Below are 17,604 nucleotides of genomic sequence, written 5' to 3' on the forward strand. Positions count from 1 at the left end.
GCCGCACACCCGGCGGCGCAGGCTGGTTCACTCGCGGACGCCCACCACGTCGCCGGGCCCATTGCGCAGGACCACCATGGCGGCGAGCAGGGTCGTGGCCAGGGTGAGCGCACAGGCGGCGACGACGACGCCGATGAAGATCCACGGGGAGCCGTCGGGCACCGGCGAGCCCAGCACGGCCTCGCTCAGCGGCACCAGGGTCAGCCCCGCGACCAGGACCCCCAGCACGATTCCGGCCACCGACACCAGGGTCGCTTCCACGGTCATCATCTGCAGCACCTGACGACGGGTGGAACCGATCAGCCGCTGCAGCATGAACTCCCGCCGCCGCTCGTTGGTGGCCAGCACCTGGGTGTTGACCAGGGCGATCGTCGCGTATCCGACGACCATGCCGAGCAGCAGGTACGACATCCAGGTCTGGGTCTGGTCCGATTCGGCGTGTACGGCGCTGACCGACTCCCGGTCGGCCACCCGCAGCCCGGGCACGCTGGTAGAGAGGGCGGACAGCGTCCGGGTCAGCTGGTCGTGGCTCGTACCGGACGCGCTGCTCACCATGATCTGCGGGAGCAGCCCGTTGTCCGTGTGCTGGAGCAGGAGCGAGGCGGGAAGCAGCGCGGTCTCGTAGCCCCGGGCCCCTTCGACCGTGGCGACCAGTTTCAGCTGGACCCGGCTGCCGTCGCCGAGCCGCATCGGGACCAGGTCGCCGATGTGCTTCCCCGAGTCCGATGCGAACGTGGCCGGCAGGACGACGGTGTCCCCGCGCAGGTCGTCGAGGCTGCCCGCCGAGGGCTTCCAAGCCGTGGTGCGGGACAGCCCCTCGGGCGTGACGCCGAGCAGCGGGACCTTGGTGGGGTCCGCGCTGTCGTCGGCGGTCGTGCCGTCGGGCCGGGTGTTCTTCGGTTCGATGTAGCCGAGGCTGGCGATCTGTCCGGAGGCGGCCTCGACGCCGGGCTGGCTGCGAATCGTGTCGACGGCGTCCAGCGGCAGCCCCCCGGCGACGGAGGTGACCACGAGATCGGCCCGCAGGGCGTCGTCGAAGGCCTTCCGCGAGCCGCTGGACTGGGTCGTCTGCAGATAGATGAGGGCGATGGCCAGGCCGGTGGCCAGCATGACAGGCATCACGGCGCCGGCCATCCGGCCGGTGCGGGCCTTGGCGTTCAGCGTGGCCAGCCGGCCGGCCAGACCGGACACCGACCGGATCGGGCCCCGGAGCATCGCGGTGATCGCCTTGGCGAGAGCGGGGCCGAGAAGACCGAACCCGGCGGTCCACAGCATCGCGGCCGGCGTTGCCGTGCTGCCCGCCGTAGGGCCGTCCATGTTCGCGGTGACCAGGGCCAGGGCCAGTCCGCCGCCGAGGAAGAGGAGGGCGAAGATCAGCCGGGTGCGGCTGAACCAGCGGCGCTGCAGATTCGCCTCCGCGAGCGCTTCGGTGGGCCGGGTGCGCGCGGCGGCCCGCGCGGCGATGAAGGCGGAGGCCACCGCGGTGAGCAACGCGGCCCCCACACCGATGAACACCGGGACCAGGCCGGCCCGGAACACGATGGTGTCCGGTACCACCCCTGCGTCGGAGAAGGCGCCGAGCAGGAACCTGCCGATGCGCGGGCCGGGATAGCAGGCCAGTGCGGTGGCGATGACGCCGATGAACAGCGTCTCGCCGAGGATCAGCCGGCGCAGCTGGCCCGGAGTGGTGCCGATCGCCCGCAACAGGGCCATTTCGCGCTGGCGCTGCTGGATGGAGAGGCCGAGGGTGCTGGACACGACGAAGATGGTGACGGCCGCGGAGAGCCCGCCGAACACCGAGGCCAGGGTGACGAGTTTGCTGCCCTTGGCGACGACATCGGGGTTCTCCGCCCAGCCGCGCTGGTCACCGGTGAGGACCTGCAGTCGGGTCCCGGAGTCGGCCACGGCCTTCTTCACCGCCCCCGCGACCTGGCCGGCGTCGGCGCCGGGTGCGGTGAGCACACCGATGGAGTCGGCCTTGCCGGGCCGCCCGGTGGCCTGCCCGGCCTCCTGGTCGGAGAGGAACACGGTGTCCTGGTCGCCGGATCCGGCGACCAGGCCGGAGATCACGTAACTCCGCGCGGCGCCATGGACCAGGAGCGTGATGTTCTGCCCCGGAGCGAGCCCCGTCCGGGCGGCCAGGCGAGTGTCCAGGACGACGTGGCCCGTCCCGGACGGCGGGGCGCCGGTGGTGATCCGCTCCGGCGCGAGCCGGGCGGACGACCAGCCGTGGCCGGTGACCTGGGGTCCGGGCTGCTTGCTGCCGCCGGGGGTGAGTGCGGCGGGGAAGGAAACGTCCGGCACCGCGGCCTCGACACCGGGCACGGCCTTGATCTTGTCGGTGAGCGCGCTGTCCAGGTGGATGCGCTCGGGGAACATGTCGCGCCGGGTACCGGGGTACTTCTGGTCGCCGGTCACCACGATCGGGGCGGCGGCCAGGCGTTGGGGCGGTGCCGCGTTGTGCAGCCCGGTCTCGAACAGGCCGCCGCAGCCGATCACGATCGCGGCGCCGAAGAACAGCGCGATGAACGAGGCGATGAAGCCGCCCTTGTGGAAGCGCAGGGTGCGCAGCGCGATCCTGATCATCGGTGGGTCCACCCTCCGGGCTGTGCCGCGGGCGCGGCGCTCTCGGTGCCCCAGGCGCCGAGGTGGGTCATCCGTTCGGCGACCTGATCGGCGGTGGGCCTGTCGAGGTGGCTGACGATCCGGCCGTCGGCCAGGAACAGCACGCGGTCCGCGTGCGAGGCGGCCACCGGGTCGTGGGTGACCATCACGATGGTCTGCCCGCCCCACTGGACTGCCTCGCGCAGCAGTGTCAGCACCTCGCGAGCCGTGTAGGTGTCCAGGGCGCCGGTCGGCTCGTCACCGAAGATCACCGCCGGCTGGGTGACCAGCGCGCGGGCGATGGCGACGCGCTGCTGCTGACCGCCGGAGAGCTCGCCGGGCCGGCTGCCCCGCTTGTCCGCGAGGCCGACGCGCTCGATGACTTCGTTCACCGCGGCCTTCTTGGGGCGACGTCCGGCCAGCCGCAGCGGCAGGGTGACGTTGTCGAGCACGCTGAGCGCGGGAAGCAGGTTGAACGCCTGGAAGATGAAGCCGATCCGCTCGCGGCGCAGCTGGGTCAGCTCGCGCTCCTTCAGCGGCGACAGATCCACACCGTCCAGCTGCACCGATCCGGACGTCGGCCGGTCGAGCCCGGCCGCGCAGTGCAGGAAGGTGCTCTTGCCCGAACCCGACGGGCCCATCACGGCGGTGAAGGTGCCCCGGTGCAGACCGATGCTGACGCCGTCGAGTGCGGCTACTTGGTGGTGCCTGGACCCACCGTAGATCTTCCGTACGGAGTCGAGCCGTACGACTTCCTGGGGGTGCGGACTCGGCGTCCCGTTCATGAGCTGTGTCCTTCGAGGGTGGTGGGCCCGCCGACCGGGCCGGCGGATGTGAGTGACAGGGGGCCCGGCTCCATGAGTACGCGCTTGGCCCGGGCGAGTGGATCGGTGGGAGGGCGGAGCAGCGTGTGGGCGACGGTCAGGTGCAGCCGGGCCGCCGCGACCACCAGGCGGGAGACGTACAGGGCGAGGACGAAGAAGACGGCTGCGGCGATCAGCGCGGCGGGCCAGCTGTCGATCCACACGCCGACGCCGGTGCCGTCGGACCGCCCCAGGCGCATCCCTGTGTGGTAACTCCCGTCGGGCTGGCGGGAGTCGACCCCCCAGAACCACAGCGGCAGCGATACACCGACGAGCAGCGGCAGCCAGATCAGCAGGGTCAGCACGTCCAGGAGGAGGAGCGCCGGGAACAGCAGGATCAGGTAGGCGCAGTCACGGAAGAACGCCGGGTCGGTGCAGCGGGCCTTGAGATGTCCCGCGACACCGGGCTCGGTGACCTCCTGGTACGTGTACGGGATCGGCTCGTCGACGAGCGCGGCGCGGCCCCGCTCGACCTGGGCGCAGCACCGCACGACCCAGGCGGATCCGACCGTCAGCACGAGCGTCAGGGTAAGCTGGCCGAACACGAACCCCGCCAGCACGGCGGCGGTCGAGACGGCGAACAGGGCGGTACCGGTGAAGAGGTAGCCGAGAAGGTAGCCGGTGGCGCGCCAGGGCGCGCCGGAGAACAGCGTGCGCAGCGGACCGCGGCGCGGGGGCAGCAGCCGGGCATTGATGAGCCGACTTCTCCCGCTCCTGGCAACAGGCGCTCCACCGGGCAAAGTTGGCGACTGATTCGCGTCAACCAAACCCGAATGACGGCGTGTTGAGTGAGACTTCACGAATTCGGCGGACTCGCCGGAGTGGGCCACGGCATCGGTCATCTCGGGTTCCCCTGCATATCGCTGTGCCTGTCCGTGTCTGCCGCGAGGGCCGCTCGTATCGTCCGGATGTTCAAGTGGAGGTCGAACGGCGCCAGTTCGAAGTACTTCAGCGCCTTGCCGCTCTCGGAGAGCTCCAGGTTGCCGAGCACCAGGCCGGCCTTTTCCAGCCGCTCCAAGTGCATGTACAGCAGCGGCCGGGAGATGCCGAGCCGACGGGCCAGCTCGCTGACGTACATCCGCCCTGCGGCAAGTTCGGCGAGGATCCGGAGGCGTTGCCCGTGCCCCATGGCGGCCAGGACAGCCAGTAGGTCCTCGCTCGTCATGGCTCACCCTCTCTGGCATCGCGGAAAGCATGTAAGTGAAGACTTACAGATGCCCGGAAAGGCTGTCAAGCGTTAGAGGTAGCAGTCTGGTGCCCGGTCGATGCGTCGCCGCGGACCAGTCCCGCACGCGAAGGCCCGCCCCCGCGGGGGCGGGCCTTCGACCGGCCCAACCAGAGCTGGCACCGGCGGTCCGCGTCGCCCGACGCGCGGCAAATGACCGACGGCCGGCCGCTTTCCCCTGTGGGGAAAGCGGCCGGCCGTCGGTCATCCGTCCTACGGGAGCCGGATCACCGAACTCCCCGCGACCCGGCTCAGCCCATCAGCCCCCGAGCCCGCTCCTCGACCCATCCCGGGGCGACAACCTCCACGTTCCCGTCCAGCGCAGCCGCCGCGCGGCGCAGCGCTTCGGCTGCCGCCGCCGGGCCGGCGGGCAGTGCCCGGGCCGCCTCCGCCAAGGCTCTGGCCGCTTCCGCCTGGGCGGCGCCCGCGATGTCCAGCGCTGCCGAGGCGCGGTCCGCCGTCGTGGCGGACCGGTCGTAGCGGGCGTCGCACCAGTACGCCCATGCCAGGTTCAGCAGACAGACGCCTTCCGTACGAGGGCTCTCCGTCAGGGAAGCTTCGTGGCAGGCGTCCAGAAGTGCCGCAATCGCCTGCGCCGTTTCATCGAGGGCCAAGAGGGCGAGGCCCTGCGCGTTCATCGCACCGGAGGTCGCCTCCTGGATGCCGGAGGCGCGGTAGGCGCGGATGGTCTCGGCGCCCGCTGCGATGGTCTCCTGCCAGCGGCCCAGCGAGAGTAGGGCGATGGTGCGCGCGTTGCCCGAGCGTGCGGTTGTGAGCAGGTCGCCGCTCGCCTCGCCCAGCGCGGCCAGCCGGTCGGCGCCGGCCAGCGCGCTCTCGCCGTCGCCGAGGTAGCTGTGAGTAAGGCTGAGTGAGAGCAGCGCGTGCACTTCACGCTCGGCGTCACCGAGTTCACGCGCCAGCTCGGCAGCGCGGGCGAGTGGTTCGGTACTGGCATGCAGGTGTCCCAGTTGCCGGTTGGCGTCGCCAAGGCCGAACAGTGCGTGCTGGAACGCGCTTCGATCACCGAGGCGTTCGGCGAGGGCCGCCGCTTCGGTGAAGGACGCGACCGACTGCTCCATCGGCCCAGCTATGAGCCGCGCGTGCCCATAAGCGACCGCGTGCGCGAGCCGTACCCGCTCGTCGCGGATGCGCCCCTCGACGGCGAGGTGCATGGAGACGGCGGCGAGCACCGACCCGTGCCACACCAACCACTCGCTGATCTCGCACAGCACCCGCGCCGCATCGTCGTAGTCCTCGGAACGTACGAGGTGATCGAACCGGCGCCGCTGCGGCTCGATGTCCTCCAGTGTCCGCCAGGTCCCGCGCGACTCGGCGCGGCGCCCGTACCAGGATGCGATCTCTCGTTCCACTGCCTGTCTCCTGTGGGGTCCGTCCTGGGGCATGCGTCCGTAGGCGATCTCCGCGTCCAGCGGGTGCAGGGCGAAGGTGCGGTGTGCCCGGTCCACGGAGACCAGGTGCATGCGGACGAGCGAGGCGAGGACGCGGGCCGTGGGCAGCTCCGGGTCGAGGCCGGCCAGGATCTCCTCGACCGCGCTCTGCGTCACGGGCGTACGCAGCGCGGCGAGCACGCCGAGGACTACGTGCGCCCGCTCGTCGAGCCGTTTGTAGCGGTCCTGGGCGAGGTCGGCGACGACGTCGTGGCGCCGGGTGAAGTCGTTCAGCACGTCCCGCAGGCTCGGCAGGAGCACCGTGTCGTCGGCCAGCGCGCCGATGAGCAGTTCCAGCGCGCGCGGCACGCCGTGCACATGAACCGCGGCGTGCAGCAGCTCGTCTTCGGACAGACCCGCTATGCCGAGCGAGCCGTCCCGGTCGAGTTCGCGAAGGAGGACCGCCGACTCGGCGGGGCTGAGACCCTCGGAGAGCTCCACGTGGGCGGCGAAGCGCCGCAGTTCGGGCGCGAGGCGCACCGGCACCTGGCTGGTGGCCAGGAGGCGCGGGGTCGAACGGGCCCGGAAGAGCCAGTCGAGGATGACCGCGAGTTCCTCGTCGGCGATGCTGCCGTCGTCTTCGAGCAGGTCCTCCAGGTTGTCCATGAGGATGACGATCAGCCGGTCGCCCATGGCAGCGAGCAGCTCGGCGAGCCGCTCCTGCGTCGTCCCGCCCGCGTTCCAGACGTCGCGCAGCCCGGCCAGGCGCTCGGGCCCGAGCAGCCGGGCGCAGTCGAAATAAAGGCGCTCCAGCGAAATCCCGGACGTACGGGTGGAGAGGTTGACGAGACCGGAAGGGAGCGGACCTTGGACGGAGCCCGGCCACGCACCGCGGTCGAGCAGATCCATGACCTTGGCGGCGAGCGCGCTCTTGCCGATGCCGCGGGGCCCGGTGATGGTCACCATGCGGATTGCGGGATCACTCAAGTGCCGTGCGATCGCCTCGCGTTCACTGGCGCGGTTCTTGAAGAGCTCGATGCCGTACGCGACGGGCACGCCGACCACTCGCACGCCCCCCTGCGTTTCTCCCGGCACGGCGAGAGGCAGGGGCTCGGCCAGCCCGAGCAACCGCACGAACTCCGCCCGTTCCGCCGGGCCGAGCCTGCCCAGCGCGTGGTCCAGGCGGACGGCGGTGAGCCGGCCCGGGCCCTCCGAGCGGTGGTGCTCTGCGACCACCCCGATGATGCGGTTGCCGGCCCACACCGCGGCTCCGGACATGCCCGCCCACGGCGAGGTCGCCGGGTCGGGATCGGCGCCGGCCGGCGCGACGGTCATCTCCAGCGTTCCGGTACGGAGGTTGGAGAGCGCCGCGACGGTCCCGTCCGCCTGGTGCAGTTCGCGGAAGGACGTACGGTCGGAGCGGCTGCGGCGCTTCCACAGCGGGAACCCGAGGGCGTACACGTCGATCACGCCGTGCCGGTCGTCGGGGATGCGCCCGAACCGGGCCGGCTCGACGACCGAGGGGGCCGACTCCGGCGGTACGACACGCAGCACGGCAAGGTCGGTTCCCGCATCCGCCCAGGTCACAGCGGCGGGGCCCGACCACTCGCCCTCCCGGTCGGCATCGCACCGCACGACGACACCGGCCGCACCGACGACCACATGGGCAGCGGTGAGAACAGTGTCCGTGCATATCCGGTAGCCGGAACCGCGCCGCCTGCCGACGCCGGTCTCGACGATGATCTCGGCGATCCGGTGCGGGTCGAGCCCAGGCCCGTCGGCCGAGGGCTCAGCTCTCATCGAACAGCTCGGCGCCCGAGATCAGCGCGGGGCGCTCGGGTGCGTCGGCGCGCACCGGCTTGAGGCTGAGCTTGATCCGCTGGGTGGTCGTGTTCGCGGAGCGCGCGGAATGCTGGACGTCGAACACCCAGAACCGCACCTTGGCCCCCGGCTCCCGGCTCCGCTCGACCCCGACGGTGAGTTCGAGTTCGAGCGACTCCGCCTGAAAGCGGATGCCTTCGCCGTCCCCGTCCGCCATGGCCCGGCTCAGCTCGCTCCGCAACTGGGCGACCATGTCCGCCAGCTCCACCGCGCCGTCCACCCTCAGCCCCCGCCTCACCCGACACATGTGCGCACCGAGCATACCCAGACCTGGTCAACTGGTCGCCATACAGCCGCCCTTCGGCCCGACTCACGTCTCCTCTCCGACCGCCCGGCCTCCACCCGGCCGACATTGAGATGCCCGTACTCGACCGACCCGGGAGAGCCGCCCTCTTGGAACGGCGCACATATGGCCGCCCACCGAGTGACTCGACGGACCGATTTCGGCCTGTCCAACACCTCAGTCGGGAGCAACGGGAGTGCCCGCCGACCAGACGTCGGAGTGGACGTTGGGGAGGGGGAGCGGCCACAGGCAATCGATCTGATCAAGGCCGCCAGGGTGCCGATCTTCCTGCTCGACGACCATCAGTCGATCCGCCCGGACGAGGTGGGCACCGCCGACTGTCTCAAGAAGCTCGCCGAGGAGAACGGATGCACCGTCGAAGTGACGGACCTGGAAGCCACGTTCAGGGCGGGCGGCAGCAAGCGGTACCAACGCTGGGTCCAGCAGTTGCCGGGTCTTGACGTCTCCGATCCGGTGGCCTGGCGACCGGACGGGCGGATGGAGGTCCTGCTCGCCAACTGCCCGGAGCAGATGCATCAGTTCATCCGAGCACGCGACCGAGAGGGATCCACAGCGCGCATCACGGCGGGCTTCTGCCGGCCGTGGAAACCCGGACGGGAAACAGCTCGTGGACGATGTACGCATCGGAGGCTGGTCCATGCCGGGGAACGTGAAGCCGGAGCAGAGCGTTCCGGACGCGGACGTGGACCGGCTGATCCGCAACACGTACAAGGTGCTGCTGACCCGGGGGATGATCGGCACGCTGGTTTACTCGCCCGACGCCGAGACCCGCGAAAAGCTGCGGGAACTGGCCGGTGCCGAGGCGTACACCCGGCAATCCCAGGCGGCCGCCCCCGCACTCAGCACGGGCAGCGGCCCGCGGGGGTGACGCGGGAAGCGGCAAGGGGTCGGCTCCTCGAAGAAGCTGCCCCTCGCCACCCGCAGGCCTGACGAGTCACCCAGCGCTCAGCAGGGCACCCGTCACACGTTGAACCGGAACTCCACGACATCCCCGTCCTGCATGACGTACTCCTTGCCCTCCATCCGCGCCTTCCCGCGCGAGCGGGCCTCCGCCACCGAGCCCGCGTCGATCAGGTCGTGGAAGGAGATGACCTCCGCCTTGATGAAGCCCTTCTGGAAGTCCGTGTGGATCACGCCGGCCGCTTCGGGGGCCGTGGCGCCCTTCGGGATGGTCCAGGCTCGGGTTTCCTTGGGGCCTGCTGTCAGGTAGGTCTGGAGGCCCAGGGTGTCGAAGCCGACTCGGCCCAGGGTGGCGAGGCCGGGCTCTTCCTGGCCCATGGACTGGAGGAGTTCGAGGGCCTCGTCGTCGTCCAGCTCGATCAGCTCGGACTCGATCTTCGCGTTGAGGAAGATCGCCTCCGCGGGGGCGACCAGCGCGCGCTGCTCGTTCTTGAAGTCCTCGTCGACCAGCTCGTCCTCGTCGACGTTGAAGACGTAGAGGAAGGGCTTGGTGGTGAGGAGGTGCAGCTCGTGCAGGAGGTCGCCCTGCTCCGTGCCCTTGGTGATGCCGTGCGAGAAGAGCGTGTCGCCCGCTTCGAGGATCTTCTGGGCCTTCTCCACCGCTGCCAGGACCGCGATCTTGTCCTTCTGGAGGCGGGACTCCTTGGTCAGGCGCGGCACCGCCTTCTCGACGGACTGGAGGTCGGCGAGGATCAGCTCGGTGTTGATCGTCTCGATGTCGTCCTTCGGGGACACCTTGCCGTCGACGTGGACGACGTTCTCGTCCTTGAAGGCACGGATGACCTGGCAGATCGCGTCCGACTCGCGGATGTTCGCGAGGAACTTGTTGCCCAGTCCCTCGCCCTCGCTCGCACCGCGCACGATGCCGGCGATGTCGACGAAGTCGACCGTGGCGGGGAGGACGCGCTGGGAGCCGAAGACCTCGGCCAGCTTCGCCAGGCGGGCGTCGGGGACGCCCACGACGCCGACGTTGGGCTCGATGGTGGCGAACGGGTAGTTGGCCGCCAGTACGTCGTTCTTGGTCAGGGCGTTGAACAGGGTCGACTTGCCGACATTCGGCAGACCGACGATTCCGATCGTGAGCGACACGTGGCGACTTCCCGGTACGAGGGCGGTGGACGGTCCTGAGAGTGGACCGTCCACCAGTTTACGGGCGCGCGATACCGGCCGTGACGGCCCCGGACCGTCGAACGCACGCCCAAGCTCGCCCAAAGGGCGTGTCCAATGGGTGGTTACTCCCCTGTGGCGACCTACGTTGGTGCGGTGGAGCAATACAGGACGCGCACCCCGCAGCACGGACAGCAAGCACGGACCTCGGCGCCGGGATCCTCCCGGGCGCCCATCGGCGTGCCCGCGGGAGCGGCGGCGAACGGTGAGAACGCCGCCGTCCACCGGCCGGCCGACGACGCCCGGCCGGTGCCGCCCACCGGCCCCGCGCTGCGCAGACTGCCCTCCCCGCGGCTCACCGGGCTCGGCGGCGGGCTCTTCGCCGCGGCTCTGATGTTCGTGCTCGGCACCCTGGACTCGCTGCTCCTGGACGGCTCACCGACGGTGTACGGAGTGCTGTTCCTGCCGGTCAGCGCGGTCACCGCGGTCTGGGTACGGCCCGTCGACCTGGTGACCGCCCCGATCTGCGTGCCCATCGCCTTCGCCGTCGGGATCGTCCCGATCGCGGGCGGCGTCGGCGGCTTCGGCGGGCAGGCCATGGCCGTGGTCACCGCGCTCGCCCTGCACGCCGGCTGGCTGTACGCCGGAACGCTCGTGGCCGGGGTGATCGCCACCGTACGCAAGGTGCGGATGATGAGCCGGCGCCGGCGCGGTTCGAAGAAGCCCGGTGGGCCGACGAGCAGGCTCTGACACCGTCGCCCGGCAGGGTGCTGGGCAGCCCCGGCCCGGGGGCGAGCCACGAGCCGGCCCACCCCCGCTCCCCGGCTACCGCCCCGCCGCCACCATCGCCGCCCCCACGATCCCAGCGTTGTTCTGCAACTGCGCCGGGACGATCTCCGCCTCGATGCCCTCGATCAGCGGGAGGAACTTGTCGGCCTTGCGGCTCACCCCGCCGCCGATGACGAACAGCTCGGGCGAGAACAGCATCTCCACGTGGGCCAGATACTTCTGGACCCGGCGCGCCCAGTGCGACCAGCTCAGGTCCTCGTCCTCCTTGACCTTGGTCGAGGCGTGCTTCTCGGCATCGTGGCCGTGCAGCTCCAGGTGGCCGAGCTCGGTGTTGGGGACGAGGTGGCCGTCGATGAAGACCGCGCTCCCGATGCCCGTACCGAAGGTCAGCAGGATCACCGTGCCCTTGCGGCCCCTGCCCGCGCCGACGCGCATCTCGGCGACGCCCGCCGCGTCCGCGTCGTTCACGACGGTGACGGGCAGGCCGCCCAGGCGGTCGCCGAAGAGCCGGGCCGCGTCCACGCCCACCCACTTCTTGGCGACGTTCGCCGCGGTACGGACGGTGTTCGCGGTGATCACCCCGGGGAACGTGATGCCCACCGGGCCCGACCAGCCGAAATGGCTGACGACCTCCGCGACGCAGCCCGCCACCGCGTCGGGGGTGGCGGGCTGCGGGGTCAGTACCTTGTGGCGTTCCTGCGCCAGGTCGCCGCGCTCCAGGTCGACCGGGGCACCTTTGATGCCGGATCCGCCGACGTCCACTCCGAACACGTTCCTCATGGCGTTCATGAGATCCACGGTACGGGCGGACGCCCGGCCCGGCGTGCGGTACGGAGTGACTCGCCCGAGTCGCCGGGCGGTCGGCCGGGGCTACTCGCCCGAGAGTTCCGCGGCCTCGGCGCGCAGGTCGCGGCGGAGCTCCTTGGGCAGCGAGAAGGTGATCGACTCGTCCGCCGTCTTCACCGTCTCGACGTCGCCGTAACCGCGCTCGGCCAGCCACTCCAGTACGCCGTCGACCAGGACGTCCGGGACGGAGGCGCCCGACGTCAGGCCGACCGTGGTGACGCCCTCCAGCCAGGCCTCGTCGATCTCGTCCGCGAAGTCCACCAGGTGGGCGGCGGGGGCGCCCGCGTCCAGGGCGACCTCGACCATGCGGATCGAGTTCGAGGAGTTCTTGGATCCGACGACGATGACCAGCTCGGCGTCCTCGGCGAGCTTCTTCACCGCGACCTGGCGGTTCTGCGTGGCGTAGCAGATGTCGTCGCTGGGCGGCGAGAGCAGGTTGGGGAACTTGTTCTTGAGCGCGCCGACCGTCTCCATCGTCTCGTCGACGGAGAGGGTGGTCTGGGAGAGCCAGACGACCTTCGATTCGTCGCGGACCTCGACGTTCGCCACGTCGTCCGGGCCGTCGACCAGCGTGATGTGGTCCGGGGCCTCGCCCGAGGTGCCGATGACCTCTTCGTGGCCCTCGTGGCCGATCAGGAGGATGTCGTAGTCCTCCTTCGCGTACCGCACGGCCTCCTTGTGGACCTTGGTGACCAGCGGGCACGTCGCGTCGATGGTGGCCAGCTTGCGCTCGGCGGCCTCCGCGTGGACGGTCGGGGCGACGCCGTGGGCCGAGAACATGACGATGGAGCCCTCGGGCACCTCCGCCGTCTGCTCGACGAAGATCGCGCCCTTCTTCTCCAGGGTCTGCACGACGTACTTGTTGTGGACGATCTCGTGCCGGACGTAGATGGGCGCCCCGTACTGCTCCAGGGCCTTCTCCACGGCGATCACGGCACGGTCCACGCCCGCGCAGTAGCCGCGGGGAGCGGCGAGCAGGACCCGGCGGGAAGCAGTAGCAGTCATGCCGTCCATGGTAGGGGCTGGCACGCAAAGCCCGACCGGCGTGCCCCGCGGGCCAAAGATCGCGGAGCCGGTGAGACTGGCTGCATGAGTGGCGTACGCGAGGAGCGCGGGGAGCCCCGGGAGCCCGGGAGCCGGACGGAAGGGACCGAACCGGGCGAGGTGGCCGAGGGGGCCGGGCAACTGCGGCGGAGTCTCGGGTTCCGGGACCTGGTCGTCTACGGGCTGCTCTTCATCGCGCCCATGGCCCCGGTCGGCATCTTCGGCACCCTGGACGCCAAGTCGCACGGCGCGGTCGCGCTGGTCTATCTGGTGGCGACGGTCGCCATGGGCTTCACCGCGTTCAGCTACGCCCAGATGGTGCGGGTCGTGCCGCTGGCCGGGTCGGTGTTCGCGTACGCGCGCAAGGCGCTCGGCGAGGGGCCCGGGTTCGTCGCCGGGTGGATGGCGATGCTCGACTACCTGCTCATTCCGGCGGTCGCCTACCTCTTCTCCGGCATCGCGATGAACTCCCTGGTCCCGTCGGTGTCGCGCTGGGTGTGGACGGCGATCGCGGTGGTGATCACCACGCTCCTGAACCTGTGGGGCGTACGGGCCGCGGCCCGGGTCGGCTTCGCGGTGCTCGCCATGGAGATCGCGGTGCTGCTCGTCTTCGTGGTGTCGGCGGCGGTCGTGCTCGTACGGGACGGGGCGCAGCGGGGCTGGCTTTCGCCGCTCAGCGGGGATGCCGGCTTCTCGCCGGGGGCGGTGCTGGGTGCGGTGTCCGTCGCGGTCCTTTCCTACCTGGGCTTCGACGCGATCGCCACGTTCGCCGAGGAGGTGACGGGAGGCTCGGAGAAGGTGGCGCGGGCGGTGCTGTTCTGCCTGGTCCTGGCGGGGATCCTGTTCGTCGTGCAGTCCTACTTGGCGGCGCTGCTCGAACCGATGTCGTCGGCGCAGCTCGCGGCCGACCCGGCCAAGCAGGGCTCGGCGTTCTACGACACCGTGGAGGCGTCGGTCGGGGGCTGGCTGCACACCCTGGTCGCGGTCAGCAAGGCGATCGGGGCGGCCTTCGCGGCGCTGGCCGGGCAGGCCGCGGCGGGCCGGCTCGTCTTCGCGATGGCCCGCAACCGGCGCCTGCCGCGCTTCCTGTCGCGGACCGGCTCGGGGGTGCCGCGCGCGGCGCTGCTGCTCGCCGCGGTCATCACGCTGGTGGCCGCGGTGTGGGCGGCCCGGCGCGACGACGGCATGGACCACCTCGTCTCGGTGGTCGACATGGGCGCGCTCACCGCGTTCTTCCTGCTGCACGTCTCCGTGGTCGCCTGGTACGCCGTACGTCGCATGGAAGGCGCCCCCAACTGGCTGAGCCATGTGGTGATTCCGGTGCTCGGCGCGGCCGTCATCGTCGCGGTGATCTGGGAGGCGACGGCCACGGCCCAACTGGTGGGCCTGGGCTGGCTGGCGGTCGGCCTGGTGGTGCTCGCCCTGCAGTGGGGCCGCCGGGGCGGCACCGACGCGGACCCCCCGGCGCCGGGCGGGACTGTCAGTGGGGCGGGCTAGCCTGCGTACATGGCTCTGAATACGAGTGCGGACGCGCCGCTCCCCGTCGGCGAGGTGTCACGCCTCATCGGGGGGTGGATCAACCGGCTCGGCGCGGTCTGGGTGGAGGGGCAGATCACCCAGCTCTCGCGGCGGCCCGGCGCGGGCGTGGTGTTCCTGACCCTGCGCGACCCCTCGCACGACATCTCGGTGGGCGTCACCTGCTACCGCCAGGTGTTCGACGCGGTGGCCGACGTGGTCTCGGAGGGCGCGCGCGTCGTCGTGCACGCGAAGCCCGAGTGGTACGCGCCGCGCGGCCAGCTCTCGCTGCGGGCGGTGGAGATAAAGCCCGTCGGCATCGGTGAACTGCTCGCCAGACTGGAGCAGTTGAAGCGGACCCTGGCCGCGGAGGGGCTCTTCGCCCTGGACCGCAAGCGCCGACTCCCGTTCCTGCCACAGCTCGTGGGGCTCGTGGTGGGGCGCGCCTCGGCGGCCGAGCGGGACGTCCTGGAGAACGCGCGGCGACGCTGGCCCGCGGTGCGCTTCGAGGTGCGCAACGTGGCGGTGCAGGGGGTGCACGCGGTGCCGCAGGTCGTCCAGGCGGTGAAGGAGCTCGACGAGCTGCCGGACGTCGACGTGATCATCGTGGCGCGCGGCGGCGGCAGCGTGGAGGACCTGCTTCCGTTCTCGGACGAGCAGCTGGTGCGGGCGGTCGGCCAGTGCCGTACGCCGGTGGTCTCGGCGATCGGGCACGAGCCGGACGCGCCGCTGCTCGACCTGGTCGCGGACCTGCGCGCGTCCACCCCGACCGACGCCGCGAAGAAGGTCGTGCCGGACGTCGGCGAGGAGCTCGACCGGGTCCGGATGCTCCGGGACCGGGCCCGCCGCCATGTCGTCGGCCTCGTCGACCGGGAGGAGCGGGGGCTCGCCGGGGTGCTCGGCCGGCCCTGGATGGAGCGGCCGCACCGGATGGTCGACGACCGGGCCGACGAGGTGGACGCGCTGCTCCACCGCTCGCGCCGGGTGCTCGGCCACCACCTCGACCGGGCCGACTCCGAGCTGTCGCACACCCACGCCCGGGTGGTGGCCCTGTCGCCGAAGGCCACCCTGGAGCGGGGGTACGCGGTGCTCCAGCGGGCCGGGGGCGAGGTGGTGCGCTCCCCCGAGGAGGTCGCGGCCGGGGAGGATCTGCGCGCCCGGGTCGCCGAGGGCGAACTGCACGTCACTGTCGTACCGCGGACTTAGGGTGGATCACATGGCCAAGACGGACGAGGCGGCATCGGATGATGCGGCGCTGGGGTACGAGCAGGCGCGGGACGAGTTGATCGACGTGGTGCGGCGGCTCGAAGCGGGGGGTACGTCCCTGGAGGAGTCGCTTGCGCTCTGGGAGCGGGGGGAGGAGCTGGCGAAGGTGTGCCGCCGGTGGCTGGAGGGGGCCCGGGCCCGCCTCGACGCGGCACTGGCGGACCAGGGCGAGGCCGGCTGACCCCGTCCCGCCGGGGCTCCGCCCCAGACCCCGATCGCGTCTTGAGGACGCTCGTCCCCGACCGCCGGACAGGCCGAAGACGCGGCGCAGGGCGGCATCAACCCTGCCAGGAGCGCGGGGAACCGCGCGACCAGTCACCCACGGTCCGCAGACCGAAGGAGCAGTGCACTGTGAGGCTGATCACGCGCAGCGGGATTTAGTTGAAAGTTAACGTAACTCTCCCGTACGGTCGAGGACATCGCTTGATCAGCAGCCCGGAAGGTGTTTCCAGATGTCCCTCGCCCTTGACCCCGCCGCCCAGGACCTCCTCTTCCGTGAGGCCCGCACCGCCAACACGTTCACCGACGAGCCGGTGACCGACGAGCAGGTCCAAGCGATCTACGACCTGGTCAAGTACGGCCCGACCGCCTTCAACCAGTCGCCGCTGCGCATCACCCTGGTCCGCTCCCCCGAGGCCCGCGAGCGCCTCGTCAAGCACATGGCCGAGGGCAACCAGCCGAAGACCTCCGCCGCCCCGCTGGTCGCGATCCTCTCCTCGGACAACGAGTTCCACGAGGAGCTCCCGGCCCTCTTCCCGCACTTCCCGGCCGCCAAGGACGCCTTCTTCTCGGAGCGCCCGGTCCGCGAGAGCGCCGCGCTGCTCAACTCCGCGCTGCAGGCCGCGTACTTCATCGTCGGCGTCCGCGCCGCCGGCCTGGCCGCGGGCCCGATGACCGGCTTCGACTTCGCCGGCGTCCAGAAGGAGTTCCTGGACGACGACCACACCCCGCTGATGGTCGTCAACATCGGCAAGCCCGGCGAGAACGCGTGGTTCCCGCGCAGCCCGCGCCTGGCTTACGAGGACGTCGTCACCACCGTCTGAGCCGGCGCACAGCGCACAGCACGTACGACGAGGGCCGCCGCACCGGCAATGGTGCGGCGGCCCTCGTCGTACGCGGCGTACGTCAGGAAGTCTCAGCCCGTCGGCGTCGGCGTCGCAGGCGCTGTCTTCTTCGACTCCAGGGCCCCCGCCATCGTCACCAGCTGCTCGTACGGGGCCGTGCCCGTGACCACCGTCGTGGAGCCCTGGTCCTGGCGGACGAGGGCGTCGTACTTGGGGCCGTCCCAGAACGTCCAGGTCGCGCCCGCGATCTTCTGCGACTTGTCGGTCTTCGTCGCGCTCTTGCTGACCTCGGCGACGAACTTGTCCGAGGGCGCGGTCGACTGCTCGATCGCGACGTACTGGTTCTCGGGGTCGAGGAAGCCCAGGTGCCAGGCGTTGCTCTTGGCGCCGTCGTACCACTTCGAGGTCGCCCGCCACTTGCCCTGGTCGGGCAGGCCGACCGGGGCCGCCACCGGGTACGGCGCGATCCGTCGCGCCATGGTGAGCTCGACCTGGTAGTCGACGGTCTGGACCGGGTCGGCCGATTCGTCGTGCGGGATGAACACATAGATCACAGCCGCCGCGATGCCGATCACCGCCAGCGACTGCAGCATGTTCCGGACTGTCTGCTTGCTGCTGCGCGTTCCTGCCACGACCCCATGTTCTCAGGTCATGTCGCCGCTCATACGTGGACCCCACTGCTCAATTTGTCGATGTGCCGATAGAGTCCTAGCACCCTCTTTTATCCTGCGGCCGTCGCCGTACAGAA

At 70.9% G+C, this 17,604-nt stretch carries 16 protein-coding genes and 1 pseudogene; 7 read left to right on the plus strand and 10 right to left on the minus strand.

The window, feature by feature from the left end:
- Window positions 1-27: 27 nt before the first annotated feature.
- From IE206_RS32440 to IE206_RS32465, 6 genes are all read right to left on the minus strand, one after another.
- On the minus strand, window positions 28-2,586 hold the full coding sequence (locus IE206_RS32440) for an ABC transporter permease (protein WP_189968500.1): 2,559 nt from the start codon (window positions 2,584-2,586) through the stop codon (window positions 28-30).
- Window positions 2,583-3,389: an ABC transporter ATP-binding protein gene (locus tag IE206_RS32445; RefSeq protein ID WP_189968502.1), complete on the minus strand. Its 807-nt coding sequence runs from the start codon at window positions 3,387-3,389 to the stop codon at window positions 2,583-2,585. Before IE206_RS32445 ends, IE206_RS32440 begins: the two co-directional genes overlap by 4 nt.
- Complete coding sequence (locus IE206_RS32450; protein WP_189968504.1) at window positions 3,386-4,207, minus strand: sensor domain-containing protein; 822 nt, start codon at window positions 4,205-4,207, stop codon at window positions 3,386-3,388. Before IE206_RS32450 ends, IE206_RS32445 begins: the two co-directional genes overlap by 4 nt.
- A 98-nt stretch (window positions 4,208-4,305) precedes the next feature.
- Window positions 4,306-4,632 carry an ArsR/SmtB family transcription factor gene (locus IE206_RS32455; RefSeq protein ID WP_189968506.1) on the minus strand — a complete coding sequence of 109 codons (327 nt, stop codon included), beginning with the start codon at window positions 4,630-4,632 and terminating at the stop codon, window positions 4,306-4,308.
- A gap of 311 nt (window positions 4,633-4,943) precedes the next feature.
- Window positions 4,944-7,880, minus strand: coding sequence for a trypsin-like peptidase domain-containing protein (locus IE206_RS32460; RefSeq protein WP_189968508.1), 2,937 nt, complete (start codon window positions 7,878-7,880; stop codon window positions 4,944-4,946).
- The gene (locus IE206_RS32465) at window positions 7,870-8,181 is read right to left on the minus strand and encodes a trypco2 family protein (RefSeq protein WP_189968510.1); all 312 of its coding nucleotides are present in this window, start codon (window positions 8,179-8,181) and stop codon (window positions 7,870-7,872) included. Before IE206_RS32465 ends, IE206_RS32460 begins: the two co-directional genes overlap by 11 nt.
- 189 nt (window positions 8,182-8,370) lie before the next feature.
- Here IE206_RS32465 and IE206_RS42745 point away from each other — a divergent pair.
- Window positions 8,371-8,802, plus strand: a pseudogene (locus IE206_RS42745) (DNA/RNA helicase domain-containing protein); the annotation flags it as partial.
- Between the two features lie 70 nt (window positions 8,803-8,872).
- Window positions 8,873-9,133 (plus strand): DNA/RNA helicase domain-containing protein, encoded by a 261-nt coding sequence (locus tag IE206_RS42750; RefSeq protein WP_226598870.1) that lies wholly within the window; start codon window positions 8,873-8,875, stop codon window positions 9,131-9,133.
- A 92-nt stretch (window positions 9,134-9,225) separates the two neighbouring features.
- On the opposite strand, the gene ychF is transcribed toward IE206_RS42750, so the two are convergent.
- A complete protein-coding gene (gene ychF / locus IE206_RS32475) occupies window positions 9,226-10,314 on the minus strand; it encodes a redox-regulated ATPase YchF (RefSeq protein ID WP_189968512.1) in 1,089 nt (362 codons plus the stop codon).
- 174 nt (window positions 10,315-10,488) lie between these two features.
- Here ychF and IE206_RS32480 point away from each other — a divergent pair, with 174 nt between their 5' ends.
- Window positions 10,489-11,082, plus strand: a complete 594-nt coding sequence (locus tag IE206_RS32480) for a DUF6542 domain-containing protein (RefSeq protein WP_189968514.1) — start codon at window positions 10,489-10,491, stop codon at window positions 11,080-11,082.
- 75 nt (window positions 11,083-11,157) lie between these two features.
- On the opposite strand, the gene ppgK is transcribed toward IE206_RS32480, so the two are convergent.
- Window positions 11,158-11,901, minus strand: a complete 744-nt coding sequence (gene ppgK / locus IE206_RS32485) for a polyphosphate--glucose phosphotransferase (RefSeq protein ID WP_373301025.1) — start codon at window positions 11,899-11,901, stop codon at window positions 11,158-11,160.
- A 90-nt stretch (window positions 11,902-11,991) separates the two neighbouring features.
- Window positions 11,992-12,981, minus strand: coding sequence for a 4-hydroxy-3-methylbut-2-enyl diphosphate reductase (locus tag IE206_RS32490; protein ID WP_189968518.1), 990 nt, complete (start codon window positions 12,979-12,981; stop codon window positions 11,992-11,994).
- A gap of 75 nt (window positions 12,982-13,056) precedes the next feature.
- Here IE206_RS32490 and IE206_RS32495 point away from each other — a divergent pair, with 75 nt between their 5' ends.
- The 4 genes from IE206_RS32495 (at window position 13,057) to IE206_RS32510 (ending at window position 16,835) form a co-directional block, all read left to right on the plus strand.
- Window positions 13,057-14,508: an APC family permease gene (locus tag IE206_RS32495; protein ID WP_189968521.1), complete on the plus strand. Its 1,452-nt coding sequence runs from the start codon at window positions 13,057-13,059 to the stop codon at window positions 14,506-14,508.
- Window positions 14,509-14,517: 9 nt separating this feature from the next.
- Window positions 14,518-15,732: an exodeoxyribonuclease VII large subunit gene (gene xseA, locus IE206_RS32500; RefSeq protein ID WP_189968522.1), complete on the plus strand. Its 1,215-nt coding sequence runs from the start codon at window positions 14,518-14,520 to the stop codon at window positions 15,730-15,732.
- Between the two features lie 10 nt (window positions 15,733-15,742).
- The gene (locus tag IE206_RS32505) at window positions 15,743-15,973 is read left to right on the plus strand and encodes an exodeoxyribonuclease VII small subunit (protein WP_189968525.1); all 231 of its coding nucleotides are present in this window, start codon (window positions 15,743-15,745) and stop codon (window positions 15,971-15,973) included.
- A gap of 271 nt (window positions 15,974-16,244) precedes the next feature.
- Window positions 16,245-16,835 carry a malonic semialdehyde reductase gene (locus tag IE206_RS32510; protein ID WP_189968527.1) on the plus strand — a complete coding sequence of 197 codons (591 nt, stop codon included), beginning with the start codon at window positions 16,245-16,247 and terminating at the stop codon, window positions 16,833-16,835.
- A 92-nt stretch (window positions 16,836-16,927) separates the two neighbouring features.
- Here IE206_RS32510 and IE206_RS32515 read toward each other — a convergent pair whose 3' ends face one another.
- Window positions 16,928-17,488, minus strand: coding sequence for a DUF4245 domain-containing protein (locus tag IE206_RS32515; RefSeq protein WP_189968529.1), 561 nt, complete (start codon window positions 17,486-17,488; stop codon window positions 16,928-16,930).
- Window positions 17,489-17,604: the final 116 nt, after the last annotated feature.

The organism is Streptomyces violascens (assembly GCF_014649955.1).
Taxonomy (GTDB): domain Bacteria; phylum Actinomycetota; class Actinomycetes; order Streptomycetales; family Streptomycetaceae; genus Streptomyces; species Streptomyces violascens.